The sequence below is a fragment of the Ruegeria sp. CDSA021 genome (genome assembly GCF_059612325.1).
On the sequence record NZ_JBXWQJ010000006.1, the window covers coordinates 136,091 to 151,617 of the forward strand.

Annotated in this window: 14 protein-coding genes and 1 pseudogene; 4 read left to right on the forward strand and 11 right to left on the reverse strand. The window is 58.6% G+C overall.

The window, feature by feature from the left end; translation table 11 throughout:
* Positions 1–40 precede the first annotated feature (40 nt).
* On the forward strand, positions 41–379 hold the full coding sequence (locus AC2FLD_RS10140; protein WP_496669095.1) for a TraR/DksA family transcriptional regulator: 339 nt from the start codon (positions 41–43) through the stop codon (positions 377–379).
* On the opposite strand, the gene AC2FLD_RS10145 is transcribed toward AC2FLD_RS10140, so the two are convergent.
* The 3 genes and pseudogenes from AC2FLD_RS10145 to AC2FLD_RS10155 all read right to left on the reverse strand — a co-directional run.
* Entirely contained in the window at positions 360–656 is a 297-nt protein-coding gene (locus AC2FLD_RS10145) for a DUF7742 family protein (protein ID WP_496669097.1), read from the reverse strand. The genes AC2FLD_RS10140 and AC2FLD_RS10145 overlap by 20 nt on opposite strands.
* On the reverse strand, positions 656–2,644 hold the full coding sequence (locus AC2FLD_RS10150) for a phage tail protein (RefSeq protein ID WP_496669099.1): 1,989 nt from the start codon (positions 2,642–2,644) through the stop codon (positions 656–658). The genes AC2FLD_RS10145 and AC2FLD_RS10150 overlap by 1 nt, the downstream gene beginning before the upstream one ends.
* A pseudogene (locus AC2FLD_RS10155) lies at positions 2,583–3,077 on the reverse strand (phage portal protein); the annotation flags it as partial. The gene AC2FLD_RS10150 and the pseudogene AC2FLD_RS10155, both read right to left, overlap by 62 nt.
* 179 nt (positions 3,078–3,256) lie before the next feature.
* On the opposite strand from AC2FLD_RS10155, the gene AC2FLD_RS10160 reads away from it, so the two are divergent.
* Entirely contained in the window at positions 3,257–4,216 is a 960-nt protein-coding gene (locus AC2FLD_RS10160; RefSeq protein WP_496669101.1) for a cation efflux transmembrane domain-containing protein, read from the forward strand.
* Between the two features lie 28 nt (positions 4,217–4,244).
* Here AC2FLD_RS10160 and AC2FLD_RS10165 read toward each other — a convergent pair whose 3' ends face one another.
* Positions 4,245–5,546 carry a DNA-packaging protein gene (locus tag AC2FLD_RS10165; protein ID WP_496669308.1) on the reverse strand — a complete coding sequence of 434 codons (1,302 nt, stop codon included), beginning with the start codon at positions 5,544–5,546 and terminating at the stop codon, positions 4,245–4,247.
* A gap of 916 nt (positions 5,547–6,462) precedes the next feature.
* Between AC2FLD_RS10165 and AC2FLD_RS10170 the strand changes: the two genes are divergently transcribed.
* Positions 6,463–7,728, forward strand: a complete 1,266-nt coding sequence (locus AC2FLD_RS10170) for a DEAD/DEAH box helicase (protein WP_496669103.1) — start codon at positions 6,463–6,465, stop codon at positions 7,726–7,728.
* 87 nt (positions 7,729–7,815) lie between these two features.
* Here the strand turns inward: AC2FLD_RS10170 and mltG are convergent, their stop codons facing one another.
* The 7 genes from mltG to fabD form a co-directional block, all read right to left on the reverse strand.
* Entirely contained in the window at positions 7,816–8,973 is a 1,158-nt protein-coding gene (gene mltG, locus AC2FLD_RS10175) for an endolytic transglycosylase MltG (RefSeq protein ID WP_496669105.1), read from the reverse strand.
* Complete coding sequence (gene fabF, locus AC2FLD_RS10180) at positions 8,974–10,239, reverse strand: beta-ketoacyl-ACP synthase II (protein WP_050602119.1); 1,266 nt, start codon at positions 10,237–10,239, stop codon at positions 8,974–8,976. It abuts the gene before it with no gap.
* A 180-nt stretch (positions 10,240–10,419) separates the two neighbouring features.
* On the reverse strand, positions 10,420–11,163 hold the full coding sequence (locus AC2FLD_RS10185) for a 1-(5-phosphoribosyl)-5-[(5-phosphoribosylamino)methylideneamino]imidazole-4-carboxamide isomerase (protein ID WP_496669107.1): 744 nt from the start codon (positions 11,161–11,163) through the stop codon (positions 10,420–10,422).
* Between the two features lie 122 nt (positions 11,164–11,285).
* The gene (locus AC2FLD_RS10190) at positions 11,286–11,825 is read right to left on the reverse strand and encodes a GNAT family N-acetyltransferase (RefSeq protein WP_496669109.1); all 540 of its coding nucleotides are present in this window, start codon (positions 11,823–11,825) and stop codon (positions 11,286–11,288) included.
* A 138-nt stretch (positions 11,826–11,963) separates the two neighbouring features.
* Entirely contained in the window at positions 11,964–12,197 is a 234-nt protein-coding gene (locus AC2FLD_RS10195) for an acyl carrier protein (protein ID WP_050602116.1), read from the reverse strand.
* A gap of 208 nt (positions 12,198–12,405) precedes the next feature.
* Entirely contained in the window at positions 12,406–13,143 is a 738-nt protein-coding gene (fabG, locus tag AC2FLD_RS10200) for a 3-oxoacyl-[acyl-carrier-protein] reductase (protein ID WP_496669111.1), read from the reverse strand.
* Positions 13,144–13,185: 42 nt separating this feature from the next.
* On the reverse strand, positions 13,186–14,124 hold the full coding sequence (fabD, locus tag AC2FLD_RS10205) for an ACP S-malonyltransferase (RefSeq protein ID WP_496669113.1): 939 nt from the start codon (positions 14,122–14,124) through the stop codon (positions 13,186–13,188).
* A gap of 174 nt (positions 14,125–14,298) precedes the next feature.
* Here fabD and AC2FLD_RS10210 point away from each other — a divergent pair, with 174 nt between their 5' ends.
* Positions 14,299–15,519 (forward strand): cytochrome b/b6 domain-containing protein, encoded by a 1,221-nt coding sequence (locus AC2FLD_RS10210; protein WP_496669115.1) that lies wholly within the window; start codon positions 14,299–14,301, stop codon positions 15,517–15,519.
* The last annotated feature ends 8 nt before the right edge of the window (positions 15,520–15,527 follow it).

A 15,527-nucleotide genomic window follows, 5' to 3' on the forward strand; every position in this document is an offset into this window, starting at 1 on the left:
AAAGGCCAAACGCAAACCCGTGATCTGCATTGCAACGAAAATGAATGAGTCCAAACGCGCATATTTTGAGACACGAATTCGCGAACGACTGGTTGAACTGGAACAGCTTTCAGCCTCGGGGCGAAAGGCTCAGGCCGTTGTCGAGCTGGATCAGCAAGCCGTTGGTCGGCTGAGTCGCATGGATGCGCTGCAAAATCAGGCCATGGCCAAGGCGCAACAAGCCAATCGCGATATCGAAGGAAGCCGCCTTCAAGCCGCATTGGTGCGACTTGACGAGGAAAAATACGGGTATTGTGAAGACTGCGGCGAACGCATCCCGGATGGTCGATTGAAACTGGATCTTGCGGCCAGCAGATGTGTTAGCTGTGCTGCCGGGTGACCAAAAACCTCGAAAGATGGTGCAGGACTGTTTCAAAACACTGACAATATTGCAGATTATCGAACCCCGGCTCATCCGCCAGGGGTCTGTTTCGGGCAACGGCCATGAGCGAGCCGTTGCCGTACACAGGGTGAAGCCGCCCTGTGCGTTCAAGATGCTGGTCGGCCAGTTCTGCCTCATGGATCATCCGAACACATAAACGGGCCCGGTCCATTTGCGGAACGGCCAACAAGGCACGCGCGGCTGAGCTGACATCTCCGTGCAGGACCGGCCGCATCAGATCATTTGTCCAACCAAATGACGGGCAGCCAGACCTGGGCCATAGATGGCGGACACCTGTGCCACTTCGACCTCGTAAGCGCCGCTCAGGCCATCCGCCACTTTCATTGCCGCTGAATAGGTCCATCTCGGCTCGTCGACCAGATCTTCACGCAGCAAGGTGCCATTCGCGCGGATACGCACCAGATAAGACTCACGCTCTTCGCCCAAGGGAATCTCCAGCCCGGACCAATCATCCGCGTCCAGGCGTGCCCGTCGGACCCAAGTGACGTCATCCCCTGAAACGCTGGATTGCACTTTCAGATGTACGGGGGCGTACGGGCGTAATCCGTTCCCGTCGAAAGAGGCGATCAGATGTTGGAAAGACCCGTCATCGTAACTGCGGCTTGCTGGGCCAACGCGGTAATGCTTGGCAATCCGGCGCTCGGTGCGCAGCAAGTTGATCTGTTGCACCCGATCATTCAGCAGCACAAAGATTGATCCGTCCGGCCAGACATCCGGCATTAACGCATCCGACCCCAACTGCCCCCTAAGGCGCCCTGACAACGCATAGACACCCGGTGCTTCAAGGACCGCGTCAGAGAATTGAAGCACTTCCCAATTTCCGGGTGTTCCATCACCGATCGCGGCCAGATTGACGCCGCTCAGGACCGAGCTGCGTGGGCGCGACTCCAACTGCCCTGAAATCAGTTTGACGCGCAACGCATGCCCTTCATCCCAGATCCCTGCGCTGGCTCGCCGCAGCGGCGTCTCGGTAGCGCCGATGATCGCCCGATTTGGGATGATATCGCCCAGAGCATAACCCTCGTCGTTGGACGAAGTGTAGACTGTTGCAGCCCCAGGCCAGGGATCCCCCGAGACGGCCAGATAAGGTGCGTGTGGAATTTCTGCACCTGTGAACAAAGGCAGGTTCAGAAAAACCGGTAGCACAGGCGTTGGTGCGGCATAGGGTTTGACTGTCGGCGCCTCGTCCAGCAAGTCCGATGCTTTATAGACGCCCTGTTCCACCCGAACCGCCTCGGCCAGTTGCAAGTCTGATGTTTCCAGACGGTCGATGCGGTAGATGGGGCTGGTTTCACCGTCTGCCAACCGCACCAGATCACCCGCCCCCAAATGCATCTGCGACGGTGGCAACGCAAAACGTACCGTATCGCGCGAGGCCCGGGCCTCGCTCAGCCAGCGCTCTGCCGTTTGTCGGCCTTCGGTTCGGGTCATCGACAGGGGCATTTCGTTCACCGACACCGAATGGGTCTTGTCCTCGGGCAGGACGGCTTCTTCGGCTACCAGGTCGTGGTCCGCATCTGACTGCACAAACCGCAGGCGCACCCGCCCCGTCATCTCGGCTTCGGCTTCGCGCCTGTGTTCGATCGTACCTTCAAGATCGCTGGTAATTGCGAAATGGTCAGAGTTGATGGCAACCGCGCCGCAGCCGTCGCGCATCTGAAACCGCAACAGACCATCCCGTTCGATGGCATCGAAACCATAGCGCAGCATCAAAGGCTGCAAAGCAGATCGAGCGTTGGTTACATCTTCGATGACGTACCCCCTGACCACGCCATAAAGTCGCGAGACATCAATATCCGTCACCCCTGCCCCATGGCAAATTTCAGTTACCACCGACGCCAATGTACGCGACCCGGATCGCCCGTTCAGCCAATGCCCCCGTGCGTAGTTTGTCCCATCGTCCCATTGGCGTCGCAGGTTGGGAAAGGTCGGAAACGGGCGGGTATCCCACGCCCAGACATAGGCATTCGACAAGTCCAGCATTGGCTTGCCGTAGATACGTGATACCGGATTGACTTCGGGGTCGTTCCAGTAGCCAAGGGTCGCCGCCAAAAATTGGGTTTGAATGAAATCATCCCGCAACCCGTTCGAAAAGACCGGCAACAGCGATTCCGACGACTTGGGGTCCAGGAACTTGTTCGGCTGGTTCGTCCCTTTGTCGATTGCCACCCACCGCGTAATCATACGCCTTGGGCCACCCATCCGCGCCAGGTACCACGCTCATCCGGTCCGAGCGCAAGAGATGCAGCTCAACCGGCAGGCTCTCGTCAGCCTGCACCGCCTCAACATAGGCATTGCCCGACAGCAGCAACTGCCCGAACAGCGCCTCCATCAACTCCGCCTGCCCCTGTGCCGCATTCGGACGGCGCATCAGGGACAGGATCGGATGCACATCGTATCGCTGCACCTGATCCTGAAGAACCAGAGGCAGAGCCGCCGCCGCCTCGGCAATCAGCTTGACCGAGCGGAACCCCACCGGGTTCCCCGAAAACCCCGTCCGCGTCAGCGATACCGCATCCCGAGGGCTCCACGCCACGCGCCCGCCCGTTTGCCAAGCCACCACAGGCCCCGCCGCGCTCGCCTTTGCCTCGGGCGCTTCCCCAGCCGATCCACGACGCAAGAAATCGAATACCATCTGTGCTCCTTTCTGCCGCCGCTCTGCCCGGCTTGTTGAAAAGAGTTATGAAGGAAAGAAGTTTAAGCCTTGGGAATGGGGCGTACGGAGGATGGGCAACAGGCTTAGCCAAAGGGGTGGCCAATTTCGAATGAATGGCTATTGGTAGAAGCACTTGACATCAATCCAGGACCGACCGGATGACTCAGCCAGATTTGGCCACCAGAAAACGAATGGAAAGTCGCGCACTCGTGGTAGCCATGTGGGGCAACCTCTTTATGGGTGCGGCTGGAATCCTAGCGAGCATTCTATCGAACTCGAACGCAATCATGATGGACGGGCTGTTCTCACTGATAGGTTTTTCTTCGGCTTTTCTCGGCCGAAAGATCAGCCAACGAATTGATGCAGGACCCGACAAGCTTAGGCCTTTCGGCTATGCCGCAGACGAGGCGATCTTTTCAACATTCCGCTCTCTATCTCTTTTGGGTCTTGTACTGTTTGCGATTACCAGTGCTCTCAAAAACATCTACAACTATCTGATCGGCCTGCCTCCTGAACCCCTAAGCTTTGCGCCCATGATCCTCTATTTCTCGGGGATTGGCGTGACCTGCACCTTTCTCTGGGCCTTTCATCATTTCACCTGGCACCGCATCGGACGAAACAGCGCAATTCTGCGACTGGAGGCCAAGGCGGCGCTTTTTGACGGGCTGATCACTGCGGCGGCAGGCATCGGTTTGGCAGCCATCTACTACTTTAAGGAAGGCCCTCTTGCTGCGCTCGCACCGATCGGGGATTCCGTGGTCGTCTTGCTACTTTGTCTGCTGGCCCTCGGGTCGTATATCCGTGAATTCAGAGGCGGATTGGGCGAGCTTGCTGGCGTAAGCGCCAGCCCCGCAACCATCGCGACCGCGCGCCGCGCCCTACGTGCAACCCTGGTCGAGGATGGCGGGAAGATCCGGGATCTGTCTGTCACCAAACTGGGCCGTTCCTATTATGTAACGGTTTACTACGACCCACATCGTTCCATTCTCGCGCACGAAGTCGATCGCCTCAACCTGCGCTTGATACACGATATTCAAGCCGTTCTACCCGGGGCAGACGTTCTGCTGATTATCTCTGAACTTTCCAGACGATGGCCAGATGAACTGGCCCCTGTCTAAAGCGCTTGCTGCACTTGCCGCAATGGGTTTACAAACTTCGCACCCTAGGCCGCCGATACGCCCCCGCCGGACCCACCACCAACTCATGCAGCGCCCAGACCAAAGCGTCCACTCGGTCCGGCGAACCCTGCCCCTCGAACCCGCGTGCGGTCATCTGGCACATCTGCTCCTCCAGCGCGTCCAGTCCGGTGACATGCGCAACCCGTCCCTGTTCATACAGTGCTGCCACGGGTTCAGCCCGCGCGACCTTGCCGCGCGACGCCCGCACCGCGCGATAAGGCACCAGAGGGTCCACCTGCCGCACGACCTCTTCTACCAATTGCCCGCCCTGATTGACTTCGGCCACTAACCGCTCGGCCCCGAATTCATCCATTGCGTCAATCGCTGCCTGCGCCCAGCCCGCCGGACCAACGCCCTGCACCGTCCGGTCGGCCAGCACATAGGCGCGCCAACTCTCGGGCGGCCCTTGCACCTGAGCGCCCACAACCAAGATCCCGCAGGCATCCGCATTCGACCCAGCCGTCACCGCCGGGTCCAACGCCACCACGATGCGATCCAACTCTGGCACCTGCGTACAGCGCGCCGCCTCCAGCATCGACCCGGTCCACAACGCGCCCTCTGCATCCGATAAAAGCACCCCGTCCAACTCCTGCCGCCCCAACCGCGTACCCGCATAGCGCGCGCGCACCTCGTCCAGAAACGAGCCCGCCAGATTGGCCCGGTTCGCCTCAGTCGGTGCATGGGTCTGCACGGTGGACGGCGACGCCAGCAACTCCTTCAGAACCTTCACATTGCGCGGCGTGGTCGTCACACAGACCCGGGGCCGATCCCCCAATCGAAGCGCAAATTGCAGCATATCCCAGGTTTCCCTGGCCTTCTTCCACTTGGCCAACTCATCCACCCAGGCCGCGTCGAACTGAGGGCCGCGCAGCCCCTCAGGATCATGCGCCGAAAACGCCTGCGCCTCAGCCCCATTGTGCCAGATCAACTTGCGTTCCGACGCTTTCCACACAGGCCTGCGATCCGGTGGCGAGCATTGCAATATCCCGCTATCGCCAAAGATCATCACATCGCGCACCTGATCAAAGGTCTCACCGACCAGTGCCACGCGACTGGCCTCCCCTTTATCCAACGGTTTCGACCCCTCAACCATCGACCGTACCCACTCGGCCCCAGCCCGCGTTTTGCCTGCACCACGCCCGCCCATGATCACCCAGGATCGCCAGTCGCCCTCGGGCGGCAATTGATGCGGCAGTGCCCAAAACTCAAACAGGAAAGGGAGGGCACACAGCCCCCCCTCCCCGATCTCACTCAGAAATCTGTTCTGCACCGCAACAGGTGCGGAGGCGAGCCAACCTGCACCCGACCTCAAACCGAGCTCGGTCAAGGTCAAGCGCGTACCCGCCTTGGGCAATTCCGGCTTGTCTGTGATGTTGTTCGACAAAGCTTGTCTCCACTTTCTGACAACTTCGGATCAGCCCCTCTAACTGCCCGAGCTGTCTGGCTGAACCAGCAAGATCTGCATCCTCCCCGGCACCGATCTGTTTGCGCAGGTCTTCCGCCGCTTGCCGCAGATCGCGAATGGACCTCTCAAGCGACTGCAACAAGTCAGCCGTCTGGGAAATCCGCTCTTCCGGGGTAATCAAAGTCATGTTTGCCTGTGACCTCATGCGTGAGTTTTCTCCGCACGAGAGAAACGAAAAACGGCCACCGGGTCGCCCCGGGGCCATTGCCCACTTCTTCTAGCATGACACAACCTATACGGGATTAAGCCCGTAAAGTCAATGATTTGCGCAACACAGACGCAACACAGACCGTTCGATGCGATAAGTTTTTCCTTCCTCAGCTTAACTGTTTTGCGAAAACGGCTCGCGCTGAAAAATCCGTTTTGTATGGCCAACACGTTTCAGAACGTCATTCAGAATTGGGCGGAGAAACGACGGAAATGCGACGACTTCATTGCCAACACCTCGCTCCAATTTCAAATGCCAGCTTGACAATTCCTCCCTCAACCCTCATGTGCCCTCAATCAAAGCGCTGCTGCGTGAGCTTGCGCGGACCTCTTCCGCCCTACAGCGCCCGATCCACATCACAGTTCCCCATCACGCAGGGTTCTTGACGCGATGACCGGATGGCGCAGGGTGCGCCTGCCCGTCCCGAGGTCTCGCACAACCCCTGCAGGTCGCCATGTGCGACCCGTCACGATTTGTCCGTGGGCGATTGCTCCGGGCATAAAGGATAGTTATTTGTTCGACTTCGATATGCTGGGCCTTGCCCCCGCACTTAACAAAGCGCTGAAAAGCGCCAATTTTACACAACCCACTCCGATTCAGAATCAGGCCATTCCGCTGGCGCTGAATGGGCACGATATCCTCGGCCTTGCTCAGACCGGCACTGGTAAGACTCTGGCCTTCGGCCTGCCGCTGATCGATCACCTTCTGGCGCAGCCTGGCAAACCCGAGCCGAAAATGGCCAAGTCATTGATCCTGGCGCCGACCCGCGAGCTGGTCAACCAGATCGCCGACAGCCTGCGCGGTCTTTGCAAGAACACCAAACTGCGCGTCGCCACCGTGGTTGGGGGCCAATCGATCAACAAACAGATCATGTTCCTGTCGCGCGGCACTGACATCCTTGTCGCCACGCCGGGCCGCCTGATTGACCTGATGGATCGCCGCGCGGTCGACCTAAGCTCGGTCCGGCACCTGGTGCTGGACGAGGCTGACCAAATGCTTGACATGGGCTTCATCCACGCCCTGCGCCGCATCGCGCCGGAACTGGGTACACCGCGCCAGACCATGCTGTTCTCGGCCACGATGCCAAAGCAGATGGAAGAGCTCAGCCGTGCCTACCTGACCAATCCGCAGCGCGTTCAGGTCTCGCCCCCGGGTAAAGCCGCCGACAAGATCACTCAATCGATCCATTTTGTCAGCAAGCCGGGAAAACCCCACAAACTACGCGAGATTCTGTCCAAGGATATGGACGCTCTGACGTTGGTATTCTCGCGCACGAAGCACGGCGCTGAAAAACTGATGAAAGGACTGGTCGCCGACGGATTTAACGCCGCCTCGATCCATGGCAACAAGAGCCAGGGGCAACGTGACCGCGCGATCAAGGCCTTCCGCGCAGGCGAGGTTAACGTTCTCGTGGCTACCGATGTCGCCGCGCGTGGTATCGACATCCCCGGTGTGGCTTATGTCATCAATTATGATCTGCCCGAGGTTCCCGATAACTACGTCCATCGCATCGGTCGAACTGCACGTGCGGGCCGAGAGGGTGAGGCAATTGCATTCTGTTCAGCCGAAGAAGTTGATCTGCTGCGTCAGATCCAAAAGCTGATGAAAATCGAGATCCCGGTCGCTAGTGGGACCCTGCCTGAAGGAACCGTAGCAGAAAAGCCTGCGCGCCGCCCGAACAACCGCCGTCGGGCGTTCAAGCCCAAGCCTGCTAATGGGGATGGAAAACCCGCTGCCAACAAACGGCGTCGCCCCCGCGGCAAACGCCCTGCGGCGTAAGGCCGGAACGGCACCAACAAAAAAGCCAACGCCGGGTCAAGAACCGGCGTTGGCAAATCCAAAGAACGAAAACGCTTTTCGTTCCGACTAATTTCCCGAGTTCTGCTCTGCCTCAATCTCGCGCCATTTGGCGACGTTGCGATTGTGTTCTTGCAACGTCTCGGCAAATGCGTGCCCACCAGTGCCATCCGCGACAAAGAACACAAAGCTCGTGTCATCCGGTGCAACGGCGGCTTCAAGACTTGCCAAACCGGGGTTGGCAATCGGCGTCGGTGGCAACCCGTCGATCTGATAGGTGTTCCACGGCGTCGGGCGGTTCAACTCGCTGCGCCGCAATCCACGGCCCAAGGTGCCCTGCCCTTTGGTGACACCATAGATCACAGTCGGGTCCGTCTGCAGCCGCATCCCTTGATTCAGCCGGTTCACAAATACGCTGGCCACTTGCCCGCGCTCTTCCGAAACGCCGGTTTCTTTTTCGATGATCGACGCAAGGATCAGCATCTCTTCGGGGCTCTCCAACGGTAGCCCGTCCTGACGGTTTTCCCAAACGGCATTGATCCGCAACTGCTGCTTATCCTGCATTTCTTGCAAAATGGCACTGCGATCCTGACCCGCCACGACATCGTAACTGTCGGGTGCCAGCATTCCTTCCGCCGGGATCTCGGTCACCTCACCTGACAGGGCCTCGAAGGACTTCAACGCCTCAACCACTTGCCACGAGGTCACACCTTCGGCCAACGACACGCGATACCTTGTGTCCGCCTCGTTGCGTTTCTCGGTGTAGGCTTCCGGTGTCTCTTCTTCAGCCGCATCGAACGAAGCGATCTCGATAAAATCCAAGGTTGCCGGGTTCAGTTCGCGCACCCGTGTCTGGGCCCGCGTAACGCCGATACGATATTCGATTTCAGACCCGCAGGTGCTGGCGCCGCTGCTGGTAACCTCGTCGATGATCTGCTCCATCGACGCGCCTTCGCGCACCAGAAAGCTACCCGCTTTCAAACGTTGCGCCCGATCCGTATAGTCCGCAGCCATCCGAAAGATCGTGGCGCTGCGGATCGCGCCTTGCTCTTCCAGTTCCTGGCTGACACGCGTCATATTCGACCCGCTTCTGACCTGCAGGCAGATTGCGGTTTCAAGCGGGCCTTCCGCTTTGTACTGGGACTGCCCCCAAAGGATCAGACCGCCCATCAGAAACAGGCCGACCACCAACATGGTCAGCGCGTTCGAAGCAATGGCCCGCCACATTTAACTGACCTTTCCGAAGATTACGCTGGCATTGGTACCGCCAAACCCGAACGAGTTGGACAGAGCCACGTTGATCTCACGCTCGCGCTTTGCGTTTGGCGCCAGATCAATCGGGGTTTCGACAGCCGGGTTGTCCAAGTTGATCGTAGGTGGCGCAACCTGATCGCGGATCGCCAGGACCGAAAAGATCGCCTCAATCGCGCCCGCAGCCCCCAACAGGTGTCCGGTTGCCGATTTAGTCGAGGTCATTGTGGCGCTTGCGGCGTGATCCCCCAGCAAACGTTCAACAGCGCCAAGTTCGATCGTATCCGCCATGGTCGAGGTTCCATGCGCGTTAATATAGTCTAGGTCTTTCGGCTCCAGCCCAGCACTGCGCAGCGCGGCTTTCATTGAGCGTTCGGCCCCATCGCCATCCTCTGACGGTGCGGTGATGTGATACGCATCACCCGACATGCCATAACCCAGTACCTCGGCATAGATCTTGGCGCCACGCGCTTTGGCGTGTTCGTAATCCTCAAGCACCACAATGCCCGCGCCCTCGCCCATGACGAACCCGTCACGGTCGACATCATAGGGGCGGCTGGCTTTCTTGGGGTCATCGGCGTACTTGGTCGACAGCGCCTTGCACGCGTTGAAACCTGCAATACCAATTTCACAGATACAGCCTTCACCGCCACCCGCGACCATGACATCCGCGTCGCCCGCCCGGATGATCCGACTGGCATCGCCGATGGCGTGGGCGCCGGTAGAACATGCTGTCACAACCGAATGGTTTGGCCCTTTGAATCCGTGACGGATCGATACCTGACCCGAAGCCAGATTGATCAGAGCGCCCGGAATAAAGAACGGCGATACACGGCGCGGGCCTTTGTCGCGGATCAGATTGGCGGTGTTGGCAATCGAGCCCAGCCCACCGATACCCGAACCAATCAGGACACCTGTCCGTAGGCGGTCTTCCTCATCTTCAGGCAACCAGTTCGCGTCCTTGCAGGCCATTTCCGCAGCCGCAATCGAATACAGGATGAAATCCTCGATCTTGCGCTGCTCTTTCGGCGGCATCCAGTCGTCAGGGTTGAACGTGCCGTCGGTTCCGTCACCGCGCGGCACTTCGCAGGCATAGGTCGTGGTGACCCCGCTTGCCTCGGCGTCGAAATGCGTGATGGGGCCCGCGCCGGATTCTCCGTCCAGCAGCCGCGACCATGTTTCCTCGACCCCGCTGGCCAAAGGAGTGACCAATCCAAGACCGGTTACAACGACTCTGCGCATGAAATGCCTCTTGCCTGCTTCCTGTTATGAGAACCGCTCATACCCCGGCCCGGGGTGCGGGGGCAAGAGCAAGGGCGATTTCCGAGCAGGCATCCTGCCGCCGATCATCCAAAGAAGTACAAATTGTGGAAAAACGGTGTGCCCGCCCTTTCATGCACACGTCAGAAAGGGCGGAACGGGTTATTGAAACTGTGCCACCGGCTCATGCGCCGCTTTCGCCGTATCCAGCGCCTCGGCCAGATCCAGCGATTTGCGGAACAGCGCGCGCCCGACAATCGCGCCCGAGATGTTGGGAATATAAGCCAACCGGGAAATATCATCCGCCGTACGCACGACACCGCTTGCAATTACCGGGGTACGGGAATGCGCGGCCAACCCAGAAATCAGACCCAGCTGAGCGTCGACATCTTCCATGTCACTGTCGATATCCGTCACGACGATGGCGGCAAGCGGTACACCCTCGAACGCGTCGATGAATGCTTCGGGGGTGAAAGCGCTCTGGTTGCGCCAGCCATCCGTCATGACATATCCCTGCCAGACGTCGACAGACAGCACGATCTGATCCGGATACAGCTTGGCCAGTTCCTTGACCAGATTCGGCTCGAGTGCGGCCAAAGTGCCGATCACGACACGCCCCACCCCTTTGTCGATCCAGTATTCGACCTGTTCACGGGTGCGCATACCACCGGCCAATTGCACCGGAATCTCGGCACCCCGAATGATTTCCTCGATCAGCTCCGCGTTGGTGTCTTTGCCTTCAATCGCATCGAAATCGGTCAGATGCATCCATTCGGCGCCGGCCTCGGCCCAGCTCCGCGCGGTTTCAACCGGATTCACGTGCCAGATCATCGCATTATCCAGACGGCCTTTGTCCAGCGTGACACACCGGCCGTTCTGTAGTTCCATCGTGGGGTAAATCCTCATGAGCTTGTTCCTCCGCTCAATCGCTTTGAAGTCCCCGGCAGCATAGATCGCGCAATCCAAACCCGATTCACCGGGATCGGCACAGTTTGGCCATTTTGCGGCATATAGGCAAAGTGGCGGAATTACGCGTGGGCGGGCGGTCCTTTGCGCCGTAACAAATGCACCGGGGTTTCACTATACACCCCTTCCCGCATCAAAACATAGCCCAGCTTTTTCGCCAGTTTCTGCGAAGACAGATTGGACGCGTTCACCATCGCAACCAAAGGTCCGGGAATCACGCGGTCGAACCAGTCATGCGCGGCCTTCGCCGCCTCATACCCCAGCCCCTGCCCCTGCGCTTCTGTGGCCAGAATCCAACCGGCCTCAGGGAAACCATCAAAATCTTCGCCCATGCGACGGTTGCCGTAAAAGAACCCCGCCTGCCCAATCAGCGTTCGCGTTGATTGCTGCATCACTCCCCACTGGCCAAATCCGGCCATTTGCCAGTGTCCCGCATTGCGTAGAAATGAATCCCACGCTTCGCCACGTGTTCGCGGAGTCGCGCCAACATGTTGCACGACGCAAGGATCACGCCAGATCTCGGCAAACCGCTCAAAATCCTCGGGGCGCATGGCGCAGAGCGTCAAACGCGCGGTATTTATCATTGGAGTGGATCTTATCATGCCCTGTCCACATCGAGTTTTGCCTCATTGGAAACAGTGCGCAGTGTAAAAAAGCCGTGCAAGACCGAATTTTGACCAGGCATAAAAAAACGGCGCCTCCGTTGCCCGGAAGCGCCGCTTTTGATCAGAAAGAAGCGCTTAGGACGCTTCGCTGATGAACTTGACCGCGTCGCCGAAGGTCTGGATGGTTTCGGCTGCGTCATCAGGGATCTCGATGCCGAACTCTTCTTCAAAGGCCATTACCAGCTCAACGGTGTCCAGGCTGTCTGCGCCCAGATCGTCGATGAAAGACGCGTTTTCCACGACTTTGTCTTCTTCAACACCCAGGTGCTCAACAACGATCTTCTTAACGCGATCTGCGACGTCGCTCATGTCTATTCCTCATTCCTTTACAGGGCGGTCTGCCCGATTCTGCCCATGCCCGCACGGGTTGGCTTTGATTTGCCCGTTTCGGGCGGTTTGGGTCCCGTGTAAACGGGAAAGTATAAGGCCGACCTGAAAGACCGGCCCCGCATAGATGCGCCGCCTATAGCATAGTCGACGCAAGAGGCAAACGCTTTCGCGTTCGCCCCTGACGCGATCACAACATGGCCATACCGCCGTTCACATGCAAGGTGCTTCCAGTAACATAGCCTGCTTCGGGGCTTGCAAGGTACAGAACGGCTGCCGCGATTTCTTCGGGATCGCCCATGCGGCCCGCCGGAACCTTCAGCAACAGACCCTTTTTCTGTTCCTCGGTCAGTTTCTCGGTCATTGCGGTCGTGATAAAACCTGGTGCAACGGCATTCACGGTAATTCCGCGTGTTGCAACTTCGTGGGCCAAAGCCTTGGAAAAGCCAATCATTCCGGCCTTAGACGCGGCATAGTTCGCCTGCCCCGGATTACCGATCACGGCCACTACGGACGAGACATTCACAATCCGGCCCCAGCGCGCCTTCATCATGCCCCGGATCACACCTTTGCACAGTTTCACGGTTGAGGTCATGTTCACGTCAATGACGCTCTGCCATTCCTCGTCGGACATGCGCATGAACAGGTTGTCCCGCGTGATGCCGGCGTTGTTGACCAGAATGTCCACCGAACCCATCGCCTCGACCGCTTGCTTCGGCAATGCGTCGACCGCCTCTGGATCACTCAGGTTGCAAGGCAGTACGTGCGCGCGCTCGCCCAGTTCATCTGCCAAAGCTTGCAGGGGCTCGACTCGCGTACCGGATAATCCAACCGTTGCGCCCGCCCCGTGCAGCGCACGCGCAATATCACCTCCGATGCCACCAGATGCACCGGTGATCAGCGCGCTCTTACCTGTCAAATCAAACATTCGGTTTCCCTCTTCGTGCGTCGGCTACGACGCGTTTTGAGCTTACGATTCGGCCTGAACGGCCTTTTGAACATCTTCCGGGGTGCCAACAGCCTTGCCCGCGATGGCACGATCAATCTTGCGGATCATGCCGGACAGCGCTTTACCAGCACCGATTTCCCATGTTTCAGTCACGCCCTGCGCCGCCATGAACTGCACACTTTCCCGCCAGCGTACCGAACCTGTCACCTGCTCGACCAGCAACTGACGGATCAGATCCGGGTCACTGACCGCGTCAGCGCGCACATTGGCCACCAAAGGCACCGCAGGCGCCTTGATTTCTACAGCAGCAAGCGCTTCTGCCATAACATCTGCAGCCGGTTGCATCAGCTTGCAGTGAAATGGAGCACTTACAGGCAACATTACTGCACGTTTTGCGCCTTTTTCCTTGGCGATTTCAGCAGCACGCTCCACGGCGGCTTTTGATCCTGATACTACTACCTGGGTTGGGTCGTTGTCATTTGCAGCCTGACAAACCTCGCCCTGCGCGGCTTCTTCAGCCACGGCACGTACAGTATCCAGATCCAACCCGAGGATGGCAGCCATGGCTCCTTCGCCCACGGGCACGGCGCTTTGCATCGCTTGCCCACGCGCGCGCAAAAGACGTGCGGTGTCGGCGACCGACAAAGCACCAGCAGCAGCCAATGCGGAATATTCACCAAGCGAGTGACCAGCCACATAAGCCGCCTTGCTGGTCGAAACACTTTCGGCCTCCAAGGCACGCATAGCGGCCATCGATGTCGCCATCAGTGCGGGCTGGGCGTTTTGTGTCAGCGTCAGCTCGGCGATGTCGCCTTCCCAGATAAGGCTGCTCAGCTTCTCTCCCAGCGCTTCGTCCACCTCATCAAAGATGGCTTGAGCCGCCGGGTAAGTCTCGGCCAGAGCTTTGCCCATACCGATAGTCTGGGCGCCCTGCCCCGGAAAAACGAACGCGAGTGTCATGCCAACCTCATGCATATTGTTAGGTTGCGGCGGGGTGTAAACTGACTGACCGTCTGGCACAAGCGCTGCCTGCGTTCTGCATTCTGGCACTATTACTGTGCACCCACGCTTACTTGTGTAAGCCTCGCGTGGCTTTACTTTGGACAAAACCAAGAATCTTGGAGTCCTCGACACATGGCCGCGACCAATTCTTTTATCAGCTACGGAAGCGTTACAAAGACGTTTCACTGGCTCACCGCCCTGCTGATCCTGACGGCCCTGCCGCTCGGCTGGATCGCGGACAACCTGGCGTATGCGGTTCTTCACGCCAACACCGCCCCGACCGAGGCCGAGATCGCCCGCGCAGCGCGTGTCTTCTCATTACATAAAACGGTCGGGATCACTGTATTCTTCGTCGCCCTGGCGCGCATTCTGTGGGCCTTAACTCAGACCAAACCGGGCCTTTTGAATGCCGACAACAAACCCGAAGCTTTTGCCGCAGAAACCGTGCACTGGCTCCTGTACGGGTCGCTGGTCCTTGTTCCTCTGAGCGGCTGGGTCCATCACGCCGCAACAGAAGGCTTTGCCCCGATCTTGTGGCCTTTCGGGCAAAACCTGCCATTTGTCCCGAAATCCGAAGCAGTGGCCGAAGTAACAGGCGTACTTCATTGGCTGTTCATGTGGGTTTTGGTTGGATCCCTTGTCTTGCACGTCGCTGGCGCGCTGAAACACCATGTCGTTGATAAAGACAGTACACTGCGCAGAATGTTGCCAGGCCAGGCAGACTCACCCGAGCCTCCGCAGCAACACCATTCTCTGGTTCCTGCGGTTGCCGCTGTGGCCGTTTGGGCCATGGTGTTGTCGGGCGGCTGGATCACAGGGGAATTTGCGAAAGAAGCCGACGACGCCGACATCGAACTGGCCGAGGTTCAATCGGACTGGCAGGTACAGACCGGCACCCTGTCAATAACCATCTCGCAACTGGGCAGCCCCGTCACTGGTTCCTTTGCAGATTGGACGGCGGCCATTACCTTCGACGATCCGGCGCAAGCCGGGCCTGCGGGATCGGTGGATGTTACCATTGCCATTGGCTCGCTCAGCCTTGGTTCGGTCACTGATCAGGCTATGGGTGCAGACTTCTTTGACTCAGCGCAGTTCCCCACGGCTCAATTCACTGCGGATCTGTTCAAAACCGAATCCGGATTCGAGGCTCGCGGCCCGCTGACCATCCGCGATAGCACGATGGACATCATTCTGCCCTTCTCGCTGGATCTTCAGGGCGATACGGCCAGCATGGCAGGGTCTGTTGAACTGAATCGGCTGGACTTTAACGTCGGTACGTCACAACCCACAGAAGAGTCGTTGGGCTTTGCTGTATCCGCTACCGTCGAGCTCACAGCCAGCCGCAACCAATAAAGCTAAAA